Annotated in this window: 15 protein-coding genes and 1 pseudogene; 6 read left to right on the top strand and 10 right to left on the bottom strand. The window is 52.8% G+C overall.

Going from position 1 to position 18,214, the window contains the following annotated elements; translation table 11 throughout:
- Positions 1–101 precede the first annotated feature (101 nt).
- The 3 genes and pseudogenes from NST04_RS30635 to NST04_RS30645 all read left to right on the top strand — a co-directional run bounded on the left by NST04_RS30635 (position 102) and on the right by NST04_RS30645 (position 2,251).
- Positions 102–929, top strand: a complete 828-nt coding sequence (locus NST04_RS30635) for a metallophosphoesterase family protein (protein WP_341187605.1) — start codon at positions 102–104, stop codon at positions 927–929.
- Between the two features lie 147 nt (positions 930–1,076).
- A pseudogene (locus NST04_RS30640) lies at positions 1,077–1,528 on the top strand (VOC family protein).
- A gap of 24 nt (positions 1,529–1,552) precedes the next feature.
- Positions 1,553–2,251, top strand: a complete 699-nt coding sequence (locus tag NST04_RS30645; protein WP_341187606.1) for an SDR family NAD(P)-dependent oxidoreductase — start codon at positions 1,553–1,555, stop codon at positions 2,249–2,251.
- Between the two features lie 225 nt (positions 2,252–2,476).
- Here NST04_RS30645 and NST04_RS30650 read toward each other — a convergent pair whose 3' ends face one another.
- Positions 2,477–3,688, bottom strand: a complete 1,212-nt coding sequence (locus tag NST04_RS30650; protein ID WP_341187607.1) for a sugar efflux transporter — start codon at positions 3,686–3,688, stop codon at positions 2,477–2,479.
- A 275-nt stretch (positions 3,689–3,963) separates the two neighbouring features.
- Between NST04_RS30650 and NST04_RS30655 the strand changes: the two genes are divergently transcribed.
- A complete protein-coding gene (locus tag NST04_RS30655; protein WP_341187608.1) occupies positions 3,964–6,786 on the top strand; it encodes a glycoside hydrolase family 3 protein in 2,823 nt (940 codons plus the stop codon).
- A gap of 77 nt (positions 6,787–6,863) precedes the next feature.
- Here the strand turns inward: NST04_RS30655 and NST04_RS30660 are convergent, their stop codons facing one another.
- Both NST04_RS30660 and NST04_RS30665 read right to left on the bottom strand, forming a co-directional pair.
- Positions 6,864–7,253, bottom strand: a complete 390-nt coding sequence (locus NST04_RS30660; RefSeq protein WP_341187609.1) for a hypothetical protein — start codon at positions 7,251–7,253, stop codon at positions 6,864–6,866.
- A gap of 17 nt (positions 7,254–7,270) precedes the next feature.
- Positions 7,271–8,182: a helix-turn-helix transcriptional regulator gene (locus tag NST04_RS30665; RefSeq protein ID WP_341187610.1), complete on the bottom strand. Its 912-nt coding sequence runs from the start codon at positions 8,180–8,182 to the stop codon at positions 7,271–7,273.
- A gap of 183 nt (positions 8,183–8,365) precedes the next feature.
- Between NST04_RS30665 and NST04_RS30670 the strand changes: the two genes are divergently transcribed.
- Positions 8,366–11,542 (top strand): alpha-mannosidase, encoded by a 3,177-nt coding sequence (locus tag NST04_RS30670; protein WP_341187611.1) that lies wholly within the window; start codon positions 8,366–8,368, stop codon positions 11,540–11,542.
- Complete coding sequence (locus NST04_RS30675; RefSeq protein WP_341187612.1) at positions 11,533–12,672, top strand: glycoside hydrolase family 88/105 protein; 1,140 nt, start codon at positions 11,533–11,535, stop codon at positions 12,670–12,672. The genes NST04_RS30670 and NST04_RS30675 overlap by 10 nt, the downstream gene beginning before the upstream one ends.
- A gap of 410 nt (positions 12,673–13,082) precedes the next feature.
- On the opposite strand, the gene NST04_RS30680 is transcribed toward NST04_RS30675, so the two are convergent.
- The 7 genes from NST04_RS30680 to NST04_RS30710 all read right to left on the bottom strand — a co-directional run bounded on the left by NST04_RS30680 (position 13,083) and on the right by NST04_RS30710 (position 18,048).
- Positions 13,083–13,460, bottom strand: coding sequence for a hypothetical protein (locus tag NST04_RS30680; RefSeq protein ID WP_341187613.1), 378 nt, complete (start codon positions 13,458–13,460; stop codon positions 13,083–13,085).
- Positions 13,441–14,370, bottom strand: coding sequence for a phosphotransferase enzyme family protein (locus tag NST04_RS30685; protein WP_341187614.1), 930 nt, complete (start codon positions 14,368–14,370; stop codon positions 13,441–13,443). The genes NST04_RS30680 and NST04_RS30685 overlap by 20 nt, the downstream gene beginning before the upstream one ends.
- A gap of 76 nt (positions 14,371–14,446) precedes the next feature.
- The gene (locus NST04_RS30690) at positions 14,447–14,899 is read right to left on the bottom strand and encodes a GNAT family N-acetyltransferase (RefSeq protein ID WP_341187615.1); all 453 of its coding nucleotides are present in this window, start codon (positions 14,897–14,899) and stop codon (positions 14,447–14,449) included.
- A 37-nt stretch (positions 14,900–14,936) separates the two neighbouring features.
- The gene (locus NST04_RS30695) at positions 14,937–15,392 is read right to left on the bottom strand and encodes a DinB family protein (protein WP_341187616.1); all 456 of its coding nucleotides are present in this window, start codon (positions 15,390–15,392) and stop codon (positions 14,937–14,939) included.
- A 64-nt stretch (positions 15,393–15,456) separates the two neighbouring features.
- Positions 15,457–15,969, bottom strand: a complete 513-nt coding sequence (locus NST04_RS30700) for a GrpB family protein (protein ID WP_341187617.1) — start codon at positions 15,967–15,969, stop codon at positions 15,457–15,459.
- Between the two features lie 46 nt (positions 15,970–16,015).
- Positions 16,016–17,026, bottom strand: coding sequence for an alpha/beta hydrolase family protein (locus tag NST04_RS30705; protein WP_341187618.1), 1,011 nt, complete (start codon positions 17,024–17,026; stop codon positions 16,016–16,018).
- Positions 17,027–17,061: 35 nt separating this feature from the next.
- Positions 17,062–18,048: an alpha/beta fold hydrolase gene (locus NST04_RS30710; RefSeq protein WP_341187619.1), complete on the bottom strand. Its 987-nt coding sequence runs from the start codon at positions 18,046–18,048 to the stop codon at positions 17,062–17,064.
- Between the last annotated feature and the right edge of the window lie 166 nt (positions 18,049–18,214).

Genomic DNA, 18,214 nt, shown 5'->3' on the forward strand with positions numbered 1-18,214 from the left:
ATGGATTCATAGGTCCAAGAGCAGCCAATCCCTCCCGCATATAAATAGTAGGGACTACTATATATTCTGAAGCTATTTTTGATGGGATGGGGTGGTACGGGATGAGGAGAAAGGCAGGACCGGCACGGAAGCGGGTGCTTCGCGCCAAGCGGCAGGCTGTTCCCGGAGTGAAGCGCAGAATCAAGGCACAGACGGTTGAATTTGCGGTGTTTGGTGACAGTCATGTGGGATATGGTAACAGCTTGAGCATCTTTAAGAGTCTTTTGCCTAAGGCGGTGAGCAACGGGAACAAACGGTTTATCATCTTCGGGGGAGATAATACCCAGGCGGGAGCGGATCACGGGAATAACGCTAACGCCTACTATAAGGACTTCAAGGATACAGTGACTGCCACGCTGGGAAGCATCCCTTACAAGGCCTCTATAGGGAACTGGGAAGCCAGTACCCGGTCCTTGTTCACGCAGTATTTAGGGGCGGTGGCCGGACAGATGAATTTCCCGGGAACGCAGGGCAAGGTGAGATATGTGTGGCTGGATTGTGCGCTGGGCCAGTTCACACCGGCAAGCCTCAATCTGCTGCGTAATCTGGATGACAGGTATTTCTATATTATTGATTTCCACTGGCCGCTCCGGGTGCAGGGCATTACGGTGGATTCCAGCCATGTGCTCAGCGCGGCCGAGACCTCCAAGTTCTTCACGGCCATTCCGGCAAAAGCCAGAGAGAAGGTGCTGGCGATCTTCACTCATCATGGTCACAAATTCTACCGGAAGCTGAACAACATCTATCCCGGCTACACCAGAACCAAATTCTTCGTCACCGGATGCTCCGGGGACTACAAATGCAAGCCCGGCGGGAACATGGGGTACTATAATGCTACATTAACCAGCAGCGGGTCAGGCTACAAAGTCGAGGCTTTTATCGCGCACTGAGGGGCTAAGTGAATGAGGCATAGCGGCGGGAGAGTGTCGTGAAGACATTCTCTTTGTTTTTGGGCAGACGTCCTGAAGGAGAACTTGACAGCCCTTTCACAGGTTGGGTATGGTTGTCTGGTCAGCAGATAAAGGAGGCAGAACAGAATGTCAGGATTACTTGGAAATCACTTCATGACACAGATTGGGATTCTGGTTCACGATATCGAGAAGGTGAGTCAGGCGTATGCAGACTTTTTCGGACTGGACAAGCCTCAGATCAGCATCACGGACACAGCCGATATTGCCCGGACGGAGTATAACGGCAGAGGACAGGGGCGCGGGCGAAGCTTGCATTTTTTGACATGGGGTCCTTGCAGCTAGAATTGATTGAACCGGATCATGAGCCGAGCACCTGGCGGGATTACCTGAATGAGCACGGGGAAGGGGTTCACCATATTGCGTTCGTGGTAGAAGGTATGAAGGAGAAGATTATGCTGCTTGAAGGCAAGGGATTTCCGCTTCAGCAGAAGGGTGAATATACCGGCGGACGGTATGCTTATATGGATACGTTCAAGGAATTGAAGGTAGTGCTGGAATTGCTGGAGAATGACAAATAGACTTCAGACGGGAGGAATTATAGAATGAATATTCTAATTACAGGGGCGGGACGCGGACTGGGCCTTGAGCTGGCAGCAGCTGCGCTGGAGCGTGGACATGCTGTTATTGCGGGAGTGCGGGATCTGACGCGCGGGCAGGCAGCATTAGCTGATCTGGCGGCAGTACACGGGGACAAGCTGACTCTTGTGACGCTTGATGTGACGGATGAGGCCGGAATCGCGGCGCTTGCTGCCAGCCTGACAGAGCAGGCCCGGACACTCGGCGTTATCATCAATAATGCCGCAGTGCTGAATGCCACGGACACCGCACTTGAAGCGCTGGATATGGAAGAGATGCAGCGTGCCATGGATATCAATCTGTACGGGCCGATGCGGGTGGTTAAGCACCTCCTGCCGCTGCTGACCGGTCCGGATGCTTCAATCATCAATATCTCATCAGAGGCAGGCAGTATCACCAATGCTTACCCGGGCAGCTATCCGTATACGATCTCCAAGACCGCACTAAATATGTTCACGCAGAAGCTCCATGTCACGCTGAAGGACCGCGGCATCCATGTGCTCAGCGTCCATCCCGGCTGGATGCCTACCGATATGGGCGGAGCTAAGGCACCGCTTCACCCGCGCACCAGTGCCGAGGGCATTCTGGACCTGATCGGGCAGAGAGCCGAGCCGTCCGGCCACTTCAGATTCGTGGATTACACGGGTAAGGATATGGAGATTTAACTATACAGCATTAGGTTTAGAACTGTAAGGATGAACCTTAGGGGTGTTAAAGTCTGAGCATGAACATCGAGCTACTATTAGGCTGATACTGTACCCGTTACCGAATTCTGCTCTTACATTCAAGTAACTGATTGTACTTCCTGCAATAGAAAACGCATATCCGATAATGATCATATTCACAATATTAAATCTAATGCTCTATTACTATACACAGCACTTCACCTGTTAAGAGGCGAGTGGAGCTGTAATTTTCTCGTCCGGAGAGCGGCGGGGCCAGAGCAGCAGTCCCAGTGAGCAGACTACCAGAACTACGCAGAGCAGGTAGGAATGGCGGTATCCTAACCACTGGGCTGCAGCTCCTCCCGCCAGGCTTCCGGCCAGTCTGCCGATAGTTGTAGCGTTGGTATACAGGGTGGAGGCATAGCCGGGAAGGTCCGGCAGCAGATCCTGAATATAGCTGATGCCAATCGCAGAAATTACAGCGACAAAAAAAGCGAGCAGCACCTGTCCGGCGATGAGCTGCCACAGCTCACCTACTCCGATCACCAGTGCATAGTAGATTCCCCCCATTGCCATTCCCCAGCCCAGCAGCACCTTGCTGTCGTATTTGGCTGACAGCAGCCCCAGCACCAGCATGAACGGAATTTCCATTAACGCGCAGATACTGGCTACCGAAGCTACATTCTGTGTAGTGCCTCCCAGCGTATTGACAATGAACAGGGAGATATTCAGATTATTGGCCCAGTGTCCGGTATAGAGCAGGGTCAGGATAAGAAAAGGAACCAGTACCCTGGCGCTGCGTTGGCGTCCGGCATGCGGTTGGACACGCCGCTCGGGCTGCTGCTTAGCGGCTGAAGGCCGTACGAAGCTGAACACCAGCAGGGCGTTGATCAGGAAGATCAGTGTCGTCGTTGAGAAGATTCCCTGAAATCCGAAGCGGCTCAGGAGCGCGGCTCCAACCAGCGGACCGCTGATGAAGCCAAGGGAGAACATCGAGCGCAGGGCCGAGTTAGCCAAGGCATGATCAGGAGAGCTGCTGGCGTTCACAGCTTCTCTGGCACTGGCGAATAATTGCGGCATCGCCGGGGCGCCTAATGCGGTGAATATGGTCATATAGGCCAGCAGCGCGTAGAAGTCATGAATGAATATGTATCCGGCAAAAGCAACCGCGTTGAACATCATACAGATCACCATCAGCCTGCGGCGGTTCAGCCCGGCGTCGGAGCGTTTGGCGATGAACATGCTTAAGGCTACCCCGCTAAGGAGGGTCACCGCTGTAAATATTCCGAAGGTTCCGGCACTGACGCCGAGTTCTTCTGTGAAGTAGACCGCCAGGAATGGAGCGCTGATAGAGATGGCCATTCCCTGGAACAGCATGCAGAGCAGGAATATAGGATAGGTTGGAATGAGGAGCAGAGCATAGGTTCTTTTGAGCATAGAGTGTGTGGACTTCCTTTCCGCATCGCTTGTAGTCTTATCTTTGGTTTAATTATAGTATAACGTCAATAGCATAGGATGTGTCTGATTAGCATCTAACCAATACGGAATCCCTAATAATGAACTGGTTTTTGGGCCAATTGTGCTGGTGTTATTGTCAGGGAAGATATTCTAAGATGGAGAGGATAGGACAGCCGGACTGTGCGGAGGCAAGAGGACGCTGGGCTTGGCTGGAGATGAAACCGTTATCATGAAGAATAAAGGAGAGATTACATATGGACGCTGCTGCGTATCCTTTTAGACAAATTGAATTGCCATTAGATGAACGTGTTCAGGATCTGCTCTCCCGGCTGACGCTTGCAGAGAAGGTCAGTCTGATGCCGCAATATCAGGCAGCCATTGAACGGCTGGGTGTAGGCGGTTACAAGCATGGGACGGAGGGTGCGCACGGGATTTCCTGGCTGGGCAAAGCCACCTCGTTCCCGCAGCCAAGCGGGCTCGCCTGTACCTGGAACCCGGCGCTGCTGCAAGAAATCGGTTCGGCAATCGGGGATGAGGCCAGAGCCTTTTACCGCAAGAATCCCACTATTAACGGCTTGACTCTGTGGGCACCGACAGTAGATATGGAACGGGACCCGCGCTGGGGGAGAACAGAGGAGGCCTACGGGGAAGACCCTGAGCTGACAGGCCGGCTGAGTACAGCGCTTGTCCAGGGAATTCAGGGGGATCATCCGGTGTATCTGAAAGCGGTAGCGACCCTGAAGCATTTCCTCGGCAACAATAATGAGATTGACCGGGGCGTGGCTTCGTCCAGCATTGACCCGCGCAATATGCGCGAATATTACCTCGAAGCCTTCAAGCCTGCCTTCAAGGAAGGCGGTGCACAATCCATGATGACCGCCTACAATTCCGTGAACGGTGTGCCGGTTATCCTCCATCCGGCGGTGATGGAGATTGTGAAGGGCGAATGGGAGATGGACGGCTTCATTGTCAGCGATGCCGGAGACCTGTTCGGCATTGTGAAGGACCATAAGTATTATGAGTCCTTCGCCCAGTCTATGGCGGAATCTATTAAGAATGGCATTGACAGTGTGACCGAAGAGACGGAGGAGACCATTAAGGTTATTCACGATGCGATCCGTGAAGGGCTGCTGACTGAGGCAGATCTGGACCGCGCACTGGCGAACACCTTCCGTATCCGCTTCCGGCTCGGTGAGTTCGACCCGGAGGAAGGAAATCCGTACACGAAGATAGACGACTCGGCGATTCTCAGCAAAGCGCATGGCGAGTTGTCACTCGAAGCCGCGAAGGAATCCATTGTGCTGCTGAAGAATGACAACGCAGCCCTTCCGCTGAATGCAGCCGCGCTCTCCAAGGTGGCTGTAATCGGCCCGCTGGGAGACGAAGCGTTCAGAGACTGGTATTCCGGTACGCTGCCGTATGCTGTGACCCCTTTGCAGGGAATCATCAAGAAGCTCACAGGCAAGCAGGTCACCTTCGAGAGCGGGGATGACCGGATCATTCTGACCTCCGCTGCCAGCGGACAAGCCGTGGGGTTTACGGGGGAAGACGGACGGCTCGCAGTGTTGCATGATCTGCCGGAGCGCGGGGAGCTGTTCCGCCATACGGCATGGGGCTGGACCGCTCATACCCTTGAATCTGCCAGCCGGGGACAATATGTTACCCTGACAGATGCCGGTACACTGACTGCTTCCGCGGATGAAATCTATGGCTGGTATGTGAAGGAATCACTGAACCTGGTTGAAGAAGGCGAAGGCGGTGTCAGCTTGCGTACCTGGAATGATCAGCCGGTTGCCGTCAGTGCCGGAGACGGAACCCTCCGTGTCTCGGAAGGGGAGCCCTCCTCCGAAGCACGGATCTTCCATAAGCAACTGGTAGTGAATGGCGTAGAAGCAGCCGTTGAAGCGGCCCGTGCCGCTGAGGTTGCCGTCGTATTCGTCGGTAACCATCCGCTCTTGAACGGTAAGGAGGAGATTGACCGGCCGGATATTGTACTGCCCGCAGAGCAGGAGAATCTGGTCAAGGCCGTGTATGCCGCCAACCCGAACACCGTCGTGGTGATCGTCGGCAGCTACCCGATTTCTTCTACCTGGATCGACGAGCATATTCCGGCCGTGCTGTACACTTCGCATAGCGGACAGGAGCTGGGCCATGCCGTTGCAGATGTCCTATTCGGGGATTACAGCCCGTCGGGCAAACTGAATATGACCTGGTACCGCAGCGTCAGCCAACTGCCGGAATTCATGGACTACGATATTATCAAAGGCAAAAGAACCTACATGTACTTCGACGGTGAGCCGCTCTACCCATTCGGTCACGGTCTGAGCTACGCGCAGGTGAATTATAATAAGCTGTCGCTGGCAGCGGAGGAAGTCCAGCAGGACGGTAATATCAGTCTGACCGTAGAGCTTGAGAACAGCGGCAGCGTTGACGGTGACGAGGTAGTCCAGCTGTATGTCCAGTGCTTGTCCACACGGATCAAGCGGCCGCTTAAGCAGCTGAAGAGGTTTGTTAAAATCCGGCTGGCTGCCGGACAGAAGCAGACGGTCACCTTCACCTTACCCGCCGCTGAGCTCTCCTTCTGGGACGTCAGCCGCGAACAGTACTGTGTGGAGGATGGGGAATACCGGGTAATGGCAGGCCGTTCCTCAGGAGATATCCGGCTGTCCGCCACCATCAGGGTGCATGGCGAGACCGTTCCGCCGCGTGAGCTGTATTCGCAGGTTAAGGCTGAGAATTACGATGATTACGATAGCGTCTTCCTCGATGAATGCAAGGCTGGCGGCGCTGCGGTGCATCCGGTGAAGGACGGGGCATGGATCGCTTTCCATAATGTCCGGTTTGCAGAGGGTGCAACAGGCATTGAGATGTTGGTATCTTCCGCCTTGGGAGGCGTGGTTGAAGTCCGGACCGGCAGCCCGTCCGGCAAGCTGGCAGCTACACTTGCTGTTGCGTCCGGCGGCGTCCAGCAGTGGCACAGCCACTCGGCTATAGCGGACATAGACGCCGGAACCACAGATGTGTATCTTGTGTTGCGGGGTGAGGTTCTGCTCAGCCGCATTCAGTTTATGGTGTAACAAGAAGCTAACAGAGCAGCGTTTCTCCTGTAACAGGAGAAGCGCTGCTCTGCTGTGTATCCGGGCCCCGGATCAGTCTAGCTTAATTCATCCGTCACATCTGACCAGGTGAAATAATCAGGCAGCTGCTGCATGCCCCAATAATCCAGCAGCAGCCGGATCACGCTGACCCGGTCCGTCATCAGCCGGGAGAAATGCCTGAAGGACCCGTCTGGATAACCGAGGCGCAATTCAACGACGATGCTGTGAGGAGTATGGCGGACAGGGGCGGCCTGCATATAAAGACTTCCCTCTACCGGCACACTGGGATCAATGACGATGAAATCATCCGGATCGTCCGCGAAGCCGTTCACGATATCGGTGATAAGCGAGGCTTCAATGGCGTAGTTTGCATAGGTTTCATATTGGGTGCTGATTGTATAAGTGACATTGCTGCTGTTATCTGTGCCGGAGTTTACCGTTTCCATGTTTTATTTTCCTCCTCTTAATACGAACTCAAAGACGAAGCTCCGCCAGACAAACCCTGCGCCTTGCGGAACGCGGAGGGAGACATGCCGCTCTGCTTATTGAAGATGCGGTTGAACTGGGAGAAGCTGTTGAAGCCGCATTGTCCGGCGATGTCGGAGATCTTGTGCCGGGTGTGGAGCAGGAGCTGCTGGGCTTTGCGGACGCGGGTCATTTGGATGTACTCGGTCAGGGTAAAGCCGGTGACGGTTCTGAACTGGTGCGATAAATAATAAGGGCTAATATAGAACTCCTTGGAGATTGTATCCAGGGACAGCTCGCTGCCGTAATGGCTGTGAATATGGGCGGTGATTGAATAGATTTTTTGCATCATCGCGTTGCCGATCTCCTCCAGCACGTATGCATTCTTGTCATTCTGCTGGGACAGACTGCATAGGAACTGCTGGAACAGACTGTGAATCAGCACAGGGTTCAGCGGTGAAGCGCTGCGGGAACAGTTGAAAATAGCATTGAGCGGCTCGAACACGGCACTGCGCGGGCCTCCGGTGAACCGGTAGATCGGAACCTCCTCGGAGAACGGCTGCAGCATAGCATTGTAAGCGGTCTCAAATCCAGGCATATTCCTGGGCAGGTTGAAGTTGATAATCAGCCGCTTATGCGGCGGGCCTGCGGGATACTGGGTCATATGCAGCCGGTACGGGGCAAGCAGAACAATGTCATATTGCTGCAGGGCATGTACATTACCTTCAATAATATGAGTAGCGCTGGAATCCAGCAGAATATGAATCTCATAAAAGTCATGATCGTGCTGAAACTCCATATTGATATCGTGAGAGCGCTGATCGTAGTCAAAATAGTAAAAGAGCGGATCAGCCGGGGTATTGATTCGGATGCTATATCCTTGTTCGTATAACAGGTCGCTGTCAAGCATAGCCTCTCTCCTCACCGTTGCCTTTTTACTAAAGAAGCCTAAGCCGTTTCCACCTGTATATTATAGGCCCGAAAAAGCAAAATATGCAATGTATAGTGCGGAATGCAGCAAGAGTAGGGTAGTTTTTGGAGTGAAAGGTTTGCTATAGTAACCATATGAAAGCGGATACAGGGAGTGATAGGGATGTTATTCACAGAAGAAAAGCTGATCAAACGCCAGGCTGAAGTAGAAAAGTATAGATATCTTAAGCTCCAGGAGCTTACAGAGTTCGCGTTCGCTGAGGATGAGGAAGGGGCTAACGGTGTATACCCGGAGTCGGTGTCCTTTGATGGCATCATCAGGCTTCAGGAGCATTGGCGCGGGCGGGACCGTTACATCTGGCTGCGCACGGAGGTTGTACTGCCGCCTAGTCAGGCAGGCTTCAAAATAGCCGGCAGATTTGATTTTGGCAAAACAGGGGATTTCAATAACTCCGGCTTCGAATCGCTGCTGTTCGTGAACGGCTCGCCTTATCAGGGCGTAGATAACAACCATCGGGAGGTAATCTTCGGTGATGAATGGGGCGGACAGACGGTAGAGCTGGCCTTCCGGCTGTGGTCGGGACTTGAGGGCGGCGGAGTGCCCAGAATTCAGGAGCACCGGCTCAGTGAAGCATTTATCGGCTATTTGGACGAGGGCATTGATGATCTGTTCTACATGTCGAAGGCGGCGCTCGACACCTTCCGTTACCTCGGCAGAGACCAGCCGGAGAAGCAGTGGCTGTTAAGAGCGCTGAATGAGGCCTTCCGTCTGATCGACTGGTCGGAGCCGGGTTCGCCAGAGCATACGGCTTCGCTGTACCAGGCTGGTGCCAGTCTGAATCAGGCGATAGAGGCGATGCCGCAGACTTTTGACGTAACGCTTACCGCTGTGGGCCATACCCATATTGATGTTGCCTGGCTGTGGCGGCTTAAGCATACCCGCGAGAAGACTGCCCGTTCCTTCTCCACTGTATTACGGCTAATGGAGGAGTTCCCGGAGTACCAGTTCCTGCAGACGCAGCCTCAGTTGTACGCTTATCTGGAGCAGGATTATCCGGAGCTGTTCGGGCGGATCAAAGGGAAGGTTAAGGAAGGACGCTGGGAAGCGGAAGGGGCAATGTGGCTGGAGTCGGATTGTAATATCCCGTCCGGCGAGTCGCTGGTCCGCCAGATTATGCTGGGCAAACGCTATCTCCGTGAACAATTCGGCGTAGAGAGCAAATACCTGTGGCTGCCGGATGTCTTCGGATACAGCTGGGCGTTGCCGCAGATTTTGCGCAAATCGGGCATTGACACGTTCATGACGACCAAAATCAGCTGGAATCAGTTCAACCGGATGCCGCATGACACCTTCTGGTGGCGGGGGATGGACGGCTCAGAGGTGCTGACGCATTTCATCACGACCTCCGAGAAGGATGGGGCTGAATACACCTATAACGGACGGATGACGGCTGGGCTGCTGCGCGGGATCTGGAATTCCTATCAGGATAAGGAGATCAACGATCACCTGATGTTCGCATACGGCTGGGGTGACGGGGGCGGCGGGCCGACGCGGGAGATGCTGGAGCTTCGCCGGCGCTTCGACAAGCTTCCGGGCATTCCGAAGATTGAGATGGGCAGTGCCGGAGAGTATTTCACCGGACTGCATGAACGGATCGGGAAGACGGAGGCGTTCGTACACACCTGGAACGGTGAGCTGTATTTCGAATGCCACCGGGGCACTTATACCTCGCAAGCCCGCAACAAGAAATATAACCGCCGCCTGGAGCTGCTGTTGCGCGATGCCGAGTGGCTGCATACGCTGATGGGTGTAAGACAGGGGAATCTTGAAACCGCTTATCCTGCGGCTGAACTGACCGGGATCTGGGAGATTCTGCTGCGCAACCAGTTCCATGATATCATCCCCGGTTCGTCGATTGCTGAGGTCTACGAGGACAGTGATGCTGAATATGCAGAAGGCGAGGCGCGCTCACTTGCTCTGATCCACGGTGTGGCTGATGCTAATAGCAGCAATAAGCCAGACCTGCAAACGTTCACTCTGCTGAACAGCTCGAATTGGAACCGTCCGCGTTATGCACTGCTTCCAATAGATGCCGCAGATTCCGTAAGTGTTCATAATGCTGACAGGAACCGTCTGTGGCAGCAGAGGACGGCAGACGGGGAATTGCTGGTCTACGTTCCGTCTGTGCCTGCACTGGGTACGGCGGTGCTGAAGGTAGTTCACGGGCAAGCAGCTGTGGCCTCCCAGGAGACGCAGATTCAGCCGCTTGCAGCCGTATCCGGCAACACGCTGAGTACACCGCTTGTGGAAGTGGTGTGGAATGAGCATGGCCACTTCACTTCAATGATCGACCGGAAGAACGGCCGCGAGCTGCTGGCTCCCGGGCAGCGCGGGAATGTACTGCAGGTGTTCGAGGATAAGCCGCTGGATTTTGAAGCGTGGGATATCGATATATTCTACCAGGAAAAGATGACCGAGATTACTCAGCTGACCGGATGTGAGCTGACCGAGAACGGCCCGCTGCGGGCCGTGCTGCGCATGACCTGGACCTATCACCGTACAGCGGTCACCCAGGATATTATCTTCTACCGCGATACCGTGCGGATTGATTTCCGTACAGAGATGGACTGGCATGGGCATAACCAGCTGCTGAAGGTGGCCTTCCCGGTGGATATTCATGCGCTGGAGGCTACTTATGATATTCAGTTTGGCAATGTGAAGCGCCCTACACACTGGAATACGAGCTGGGATTACGCCCGCTTCGAAACGGTGGGCCATCAGTGGGCGGATATCTGCGAGAAGGGCTATGGGATAGCGCTGCTCAACGACTGCAAATACGGCTATGACATCAAGGACAGCGTGCTCCGGCTGACGCTGCTTAAGTCGGCGGTTCATCCCGATCCGCAGCAGGATCAGGGGCATCATGCCTTTACGTATGCACTCTATCCGCATACCGGTGATTTCGTTGAAGGCAGGGTCGTCCAGGAAGCATGGGAGCTGAATCATCCGCTGCGCAGTGTAGCAGGTGAGCTGGAAGGGAACCCGCTGCTCTATGTTGACGGCGCACATGTGACAGTGGATGCTATCAAACGTTCGGAGGACGGCAAGGATGTGGTGCTGCGTCTGCATGAATATGCAGGTTCACGTACGAAGGTTACTATAGACAGCGCTTACGAGATCGCCTCCTGGCAGGAATGCAACCTGATGGAGGAGCCGCTGGGAGACTGGCAGGAAGCAGAGGAGCTGAGCTTCCAGGTGAAGCCGTATGAGATCAGAACGTTCAGAATCAAGCTGCGCGGAACGCATGTAGATGAAGGAGGTTATGGACATTGGAAGTAACAGAGAAGCAAGCGGTGCCGGTTAGCTGTGTGAGCAAGGAAGAGGTTATGCAGAAGCTGGAACTGGTCACAAATAAGCTGCTGAAGCTGGGCCGGCCGGATAATGAAGCGGAATTGCAGAACCTGGGGGAGGATGCGGAGCGCCGGGGGTATTTTGCCAGGGACTTCGGGATGGAAGAGTGGGATTGGCCGCAGGGTGTGGGGCTGTATGGCCTGCAAAAGCTTGACCGGCATTTCGGGGATGGCCGCTATGCGGAATACACCAAGCCGTGGATGGCCCGGCAGATGGAGAAGGGACTGCCCAGCCGGAATATTAATACAACTGCCCCGCTGCTGTCGCTGATGGAGCTGGAGGAGGCCGGGGAGCTGAGTCTCGAATGGATAGAATGGCTGATGCACGGCCTGCCCCGGACGCTGGAGCAAGGCTATCAGCATGTGACTACGGGGACTCAGAAGCATGAGGTCTCGCTCCATGAGAACGAGATCTGGATTGATACACTGTTCATGGCGATTCTGTTCACTGCCAAAATGGGTGTGAAGTACGACAACCCGGAGTGGCGCGAGACCTCGCTGCATCAGCTGCTGCTGCATATTAAATATTTGTATGACAAAAAAACCGGCTTCTTCTTCCACGGCTGGCATTTTGCAGAGCGCCATAACTTTAGCGAAGCCTTCTGGTGCCGCGGCAACGGCTGGTTTGCCCTCGGCCTGCCGGAATATCTGGAGCTGATGCGGCCCTATCTGGCAGACGGAGTCTTCAGCTATCTACAGCAGACGCTACAGGCCCAGGCCGAAGCCTTGCTCGCATGTCAGAGCGGGGACGGATTATGGCATACCCTGCTGGATGACTCTGGCAGCTATACCGAAACCTCCGGTTCGGCTGCGATTGCCGCCGGTATTCTGAACAGTGTGCGCCGGGGGCTGCTCCCGGAGGTCTACAGCGAACCTGCTCTGCGGGCAATCCGTGCCATCCTGGACAGAATTGACGGTGAAGGCACAGTGCTCGGTGTGTCCGGCGGGACTCCCATCGGCGCAGCGAAGGAAGATTACAAAGGGATTATCATTGCCCCCATGGCCTACGGCCAGGCGATGGCATTGGTCGCGCTGGGTGAAGCGCTGCATTACTGCTGAAGCGGCAGGTCTGATGAAGCGTTGAAGTAGACAGTGGGGAAGTGACAGAAGTCAGCGGAACAAACAAGCGGCAGCCATGGACGAAACGTCCTCGGCTGCCGCTTGTTTTTGCATAGGAAACTATTGTTTCCTCCTGCGGTCGATAAGGTGTGTGTAAAACCGAATGCAATCGGCTGGTACAGCGGCGCCGCATAGTTCGATTGTATGTGGAAAACAGCATACATTGTGCTCGCATGAAGGCGTATGGCCGAATGTATGTGGAAAACAGCATACGTTGTGCTCACATACCGGCATATGTCCCGAATGTATGCGGAAAACAGCATACATTGTGCTCACATGCAGTAGCATGGCTCGAATGTATGTGGAAAACAGCATACAATATGCAAACACATAGAATAGGTCTGATTGCATCAAGTATCCAACCCATGGTCCTCATCGATGCACCAGCCGTATTCGTCAACAATGGCCATCACCAACCCGGTTATCGCACGCTCCAATGGCGCATCTATCTTAGTTGTGGGCAGAATGACCTCGACCAGGTTCACCTCTTCAACCCCTTCCAGGGTATAGTAAGCGTAACTGCCGTCCGGGTTGGCAGCGATCCCCTTCAGCCCTACGTGTGCACCATAGAGCGCTTTGGAGAATTGCAGCGGTCCGGTCTTCTCAAACCCCAGGGTCTGCACGACAAACCGCTCCAGCACTTCTGTTTTTACGCTTGTGGCGTAATCAATGGAATGGATGCTAATGTAATCATACACTTCACTCACCTCACGTATGCATGAACTCAATCTTGCTTCTGTACAGATTCAGAATCCGCACCTGCTCCTCGCTAAGCTCCTCGAAGTTCCAATACATATGCATCAGGTTGTACACAAACAGCTCTTTCAGTCTCATAAACAGCGGCAGTTTTCTGGATATCTCAGCGGAGAGGGGATGCTCTTCCTTATATCCGTCCGTGATTGCCTTAGTTATCGCACGCTTATAGTCCATGAGGTTCTGTCCCCCCGCGAAGGAGTACTCCAGTGCAGAATAGATGGGCACAGCTAAATCATAGGCATAATAATGCCGTTCGCAATCCTGAAAATCAATCATCGTCAGCGCAGAGTCACTGTCCACCAGGGTATTGTTCAGCCATAGGTCACCGTGGATTAAGCCGTAGTTCGCCTCATCTTTGGGCAGCATTCGGATCTGCTTGAGCACATCCTTCGCAATATCCCGTATGGCCCGCTCTTCGGCAGGAATGTACTTGAGAAAATCATATTCATCGTTATCATACCAATGCGGAATCGGCTGGGCAGCTTCAGACTGCTGATATTCTTTGCTCACCTGATGCATTCTGCCTATTTGCTGTCCCAGGGTTCTGAGTATGGTTTTGTCCCATTTGGCCCGGGGCAGGTGGATTCCAGCTGCCGCCCGGAACAAGATTACGAACTTCGATTCTTCATCCAGCAGCAGGGTGCTGATAAGCGAATTCTGTTCAGTAGGTACAACCTCCGGCACCCGTACGCCCCGGTTGAACAGATAAGTAGTCCAGTTCACTTCAGCTAATTGTTCTTCATAGGTCTTATAATTCGTAATTCGGGCGAAGAAGGTCCCCTTTTCCGAGTGGCAACGGTACATTTCATTGGTAACGGCCTCCATATTGGAGAGTTGAACAGGATAGGTGTTATTGAGAAATTGCAATATTTGTGCTTGCATAAGATGTGTTACCTCCCGCGATAATTTCTGCAGCTGCGCTATCGTTCGTGAAGCTGTTCCGCAGTCCTGAACTGGCTTACAGATCTTGAGACAGGCGGATCATATCCACCACCTGCATCCCGTTCTCATAGATGGGCTCACTATAATGTCTGATGAAAAAATCCTTGTCGATCCCGGTGATCCGGAAGCCGCATTTCTGATATAGTGCAAGCTGGCCGATACTGGAGTTGCCTGTGCCGATCTCCAAAGTTTTGAAGCCGAGCTGTCTGGCTTCCTGAATGGCGTGATTCACCAGCTGCTTCCCGATTCCCTGGCTCTGGAACGCCTCATTCACTGCAATATTGACCAGCTCAGCGGTCTCCGGCCGGGTAGGCAGCAATACATAGACACCTATTACACGGTTATCCTTTTCAGCAACGAAGCATTGCCCTCTTGCTACATAATCCTCAACCAGCTTCGGTGCAGGGTCGGCCAATAAAAGCAATTCGGTAGGTGCTTGTTCACCCGTATGTAATGCTCTGATCTCCATTTCTTATATCCGCTCCTTGTTCACCAGCAGTTGTAGCTTAAAGCCTTGAGAAGGCGATGTAATCAACAGGGGCAGGCTCTGCTGCTTCCATCCGGAGGGCCCGGTTGATCTGCCCCCGGTGATATTGCCCATGTAAAAGCACCTGCAGCAGGATGTCCCTGACGGAGGTCTGGAACGGAATTCCGCTCTGAGTTGTATAGTCAACCATCCTGTCCAGCGCGGATTCTTCCAGCTCTTGCACATAGATGCGGTATTGCTCTGCATTCGCTTCGAACAGCCGCCGGACCGCTGTCAGGTCTTCCGCTTCCTCCCATAGCCAATATTGCATGCTGCTCTTGCCCTGCAAGCGTGACAGCCAGACTTGCTCCGCCACCGCCACATGCCGCACCAGCTTCAGAAGCTCTGCGTCCTTCGTATGACTCGCTTCGAGCGCGTCCATGATCCGGCCGTCCGCCCAGTACAGATGGTCCATCATGGATAGGATCGTCTTCATTGGAGTTCCCCCTCTTTTTGTGGCCGTTTATAAGCGTAAATGCTCCGTATGGCTCACTGTGAATTCACCTCATAGCTTGGAACCAAGAAAGCGCCTGTTGTTCCATCGCGCTCACAAATGCTTTTTTGGCCGGGCCGTACTGGCTGGTATCCTCGAAGCGATCCGCTAATTCTTGCTTGAACTGACTGTATCTTGCCGCTTCTTCCGGATTCGCTCGCAAATAATCTCTAAATATAAGATGCCGCTCAATCTGAGGATTGTCGGCCTGATAACAATGAATGTGATGCGTCCTCGCCTCACCACCCTTGCGGAATAGCCTTCTGCCGGGAATCCCCCAATCTCCAGCTGCATCATATCCGAGCAGAGTCATCTTATCGTTGTAAGAATCGATTCTGGCTATGTCTTTTACAATACAGATCATATCTATCACGGGTTTGGCTTTCAGGCCTGGTACGGAGGTGCTTCCAAAGTGCTCGAAACGTACAATTTCATCTGTGAAAATAGTAGTTAAAAACTCAGCCTCCTGCTGATAAAGTCTGACCCAGTCTGGATTATAGTCGCTAAGTCTGATTTTCATACAAAATGCCCTCCCAGGTCAATGGATGTTTGGGCATCAATTCATGTTAGGTTTCTGCAGGATCACCCTCTGAATTGATGGAAATGACGGTTTCGCTGAGCTGTGATGCTGCATTCGGAGGCAGATCCCTCTTATTAAATACCGCCTCTATGAATGCGGTTGCAGCTTCTGCGGTAACCGTATGAACGGGAACTGCGTGTTGATCACCGTAATGAAGCGGAATATCCGAAAACGACATGTGCTGAGCCCCTTTTACCCTATAGAAATAGGCATTGTTCAGAGCGTTGAAGGCATAGCGCTGCCCATCGATATAATCGTATGCAATGGTCTCATTCATAGATGCTGCCATCTCCCGGTACGCTGAAGCTTCTTGCCGCAGCAGCAGAACTGGAACAGAAGACTGTACGTCTTCCTGGCGTATGAGGTGAAAACTGGGATCGAGCAGGACAGCCGCCTTGATCCGGTGATCCTGCTTGGCGGCCTCCAGGGTGGCGGCACCTCCGAGCGAATGTCCCATGACAGTAACCTTATCCAGATCGAACAGCCCGGCAAGCTCAGCATCAGAGCGGTTCAGCATCTTAAGATGGTCCATAACTGCGTTTATATATTGAACCCGGTTGTGGAGCAGACGTGACCAACTGGTGTAGTCACTGCTTGCCAGCTCCGCCATTTCTGGTGCCTGCTTGAGATAGCTGCCATCTGGAAATACGGTGAAGACAGACTCATGCGGAGCGCTAATCGTAATTACCACGTAGTTTTTGGAGACTAACTTGGAAATCACTCCAAGATACATATCGCGTTCTACACCGAATCCAGGGGAGAGGAGGACGACGGGATACCCTTCTGTTTTTGGAGCTAATGCCCCGTTGGTTGTTACACTGGCAATATTCAGGTTGTCCAGATCAACGCCCATCTCTGTCAAAAGCTTAGCTGCCTCAGCCTGGCAAGGTGCGTACAGGTCGATACCCTTCACCGGTTCTCCCCCGATGGCTGGATGAAAAATGCTAATAACGAGTCTGGGGCTTCCTTCCAGAACTCTTATGAATCTCCCGATCATGTTAGCTCACCTTTCTTAATGGATATATATTCCTACTAAATAGACGCCTGCTTGTCTGTTTGGTTGCGGTAATGTTCTCTTAATAGGTTCAATACTGAATCTATAACCGCTTGCGGCTGATAGAGTTGAATGGAATGCCAGCTATCCGTGGCGATGATCTGCCGGGTTTTTGCGGTTAACTGGAGGAGCTTCTTCTGTGATTGTTGCCAATCCTCATTCTGCCTTCCGGCAGATAATACGATGATTGGTAATTCCGAATCTAAAGGCTCTGACTCTATTAATTGGAGGGCACTTTCTATAGTGCAGAGAGATTCCAGATAGGCCGCTTTATACGCATTATTCCGATATCCCAGAGCACTCACTTTTTGTTGGACAGGTGGAGGTAACCGTTTTGCACCAATAGGTTGTTTTAATAGACGGGGTAACCCTATGGGGGATAAAAGATAACCCATTCTTAGTCTTTTCAGATGCCGCAGCCGTTCTTCATATCTGATTTGATTAAAAGTGGATTCTATGAATCTTTGCTCATGTGTGGAGTCCACCAGAATAATCCCGGAGACCTCTTCAGGATACTTAGAAGCAAACAGCCGCATGATCATTCCGCCATAGGAGTGCCCTACAAGGATGTATGGGGGTTCTAATTCAAGCTGCGTTAGTAATTCCCGCAAATCACGAACATAACCTTCGCAAGTCGGCTCACTGATAGGTGTAGTGCTCCAACCGAACCCGGCCCGGTCATAGGAGAGGACCTTGGTATGTTTGGCTAATGCGGGCTGAACCAGCGACCAGTCCAGAGCACAACCACCCATTCCTGATTCTAATAGGATCGTTGGCAGATTACTTGTGCCATTGCCGGTAACAATTGCATGAAGAAGGTGTGTTCCCGCTGAGATCATTTCTCCTGGAGCCTTATATTTATGTAGAAAATATTTGGACAGAGCGGCCTGAATCCCTGTGAATGGAAGTCCGATCAGAGAAATAATGACGCGAAGCAGGCTTTCGGTAAAATTAATTTTGCTCATAAGTCACCTCATTTGCTGTTCTCTCTTAGATAATATAGGAATCAACGGGGTGTTAAAGAGAAATCTGACAGGATTCATTTCCTATTTTATTTCGGACTACGCCTATCTGATCTTTTGGAGAAAAGATTTGCTTGAAGCTTTCGCGGGCATGAAGTATACTATTCTC

Origin of the sequence: Paenibacillus sp. FSL H7-0756 (assembly GCF_038006765.1) — a bacterium.
In the GTDB taxonomy this organism is placed as follows: domain Bacteria; phylum Bacillota; class Bacilli; order Paenibacillales; family Paenibacillaceae; genus Paenibacillus_AQ.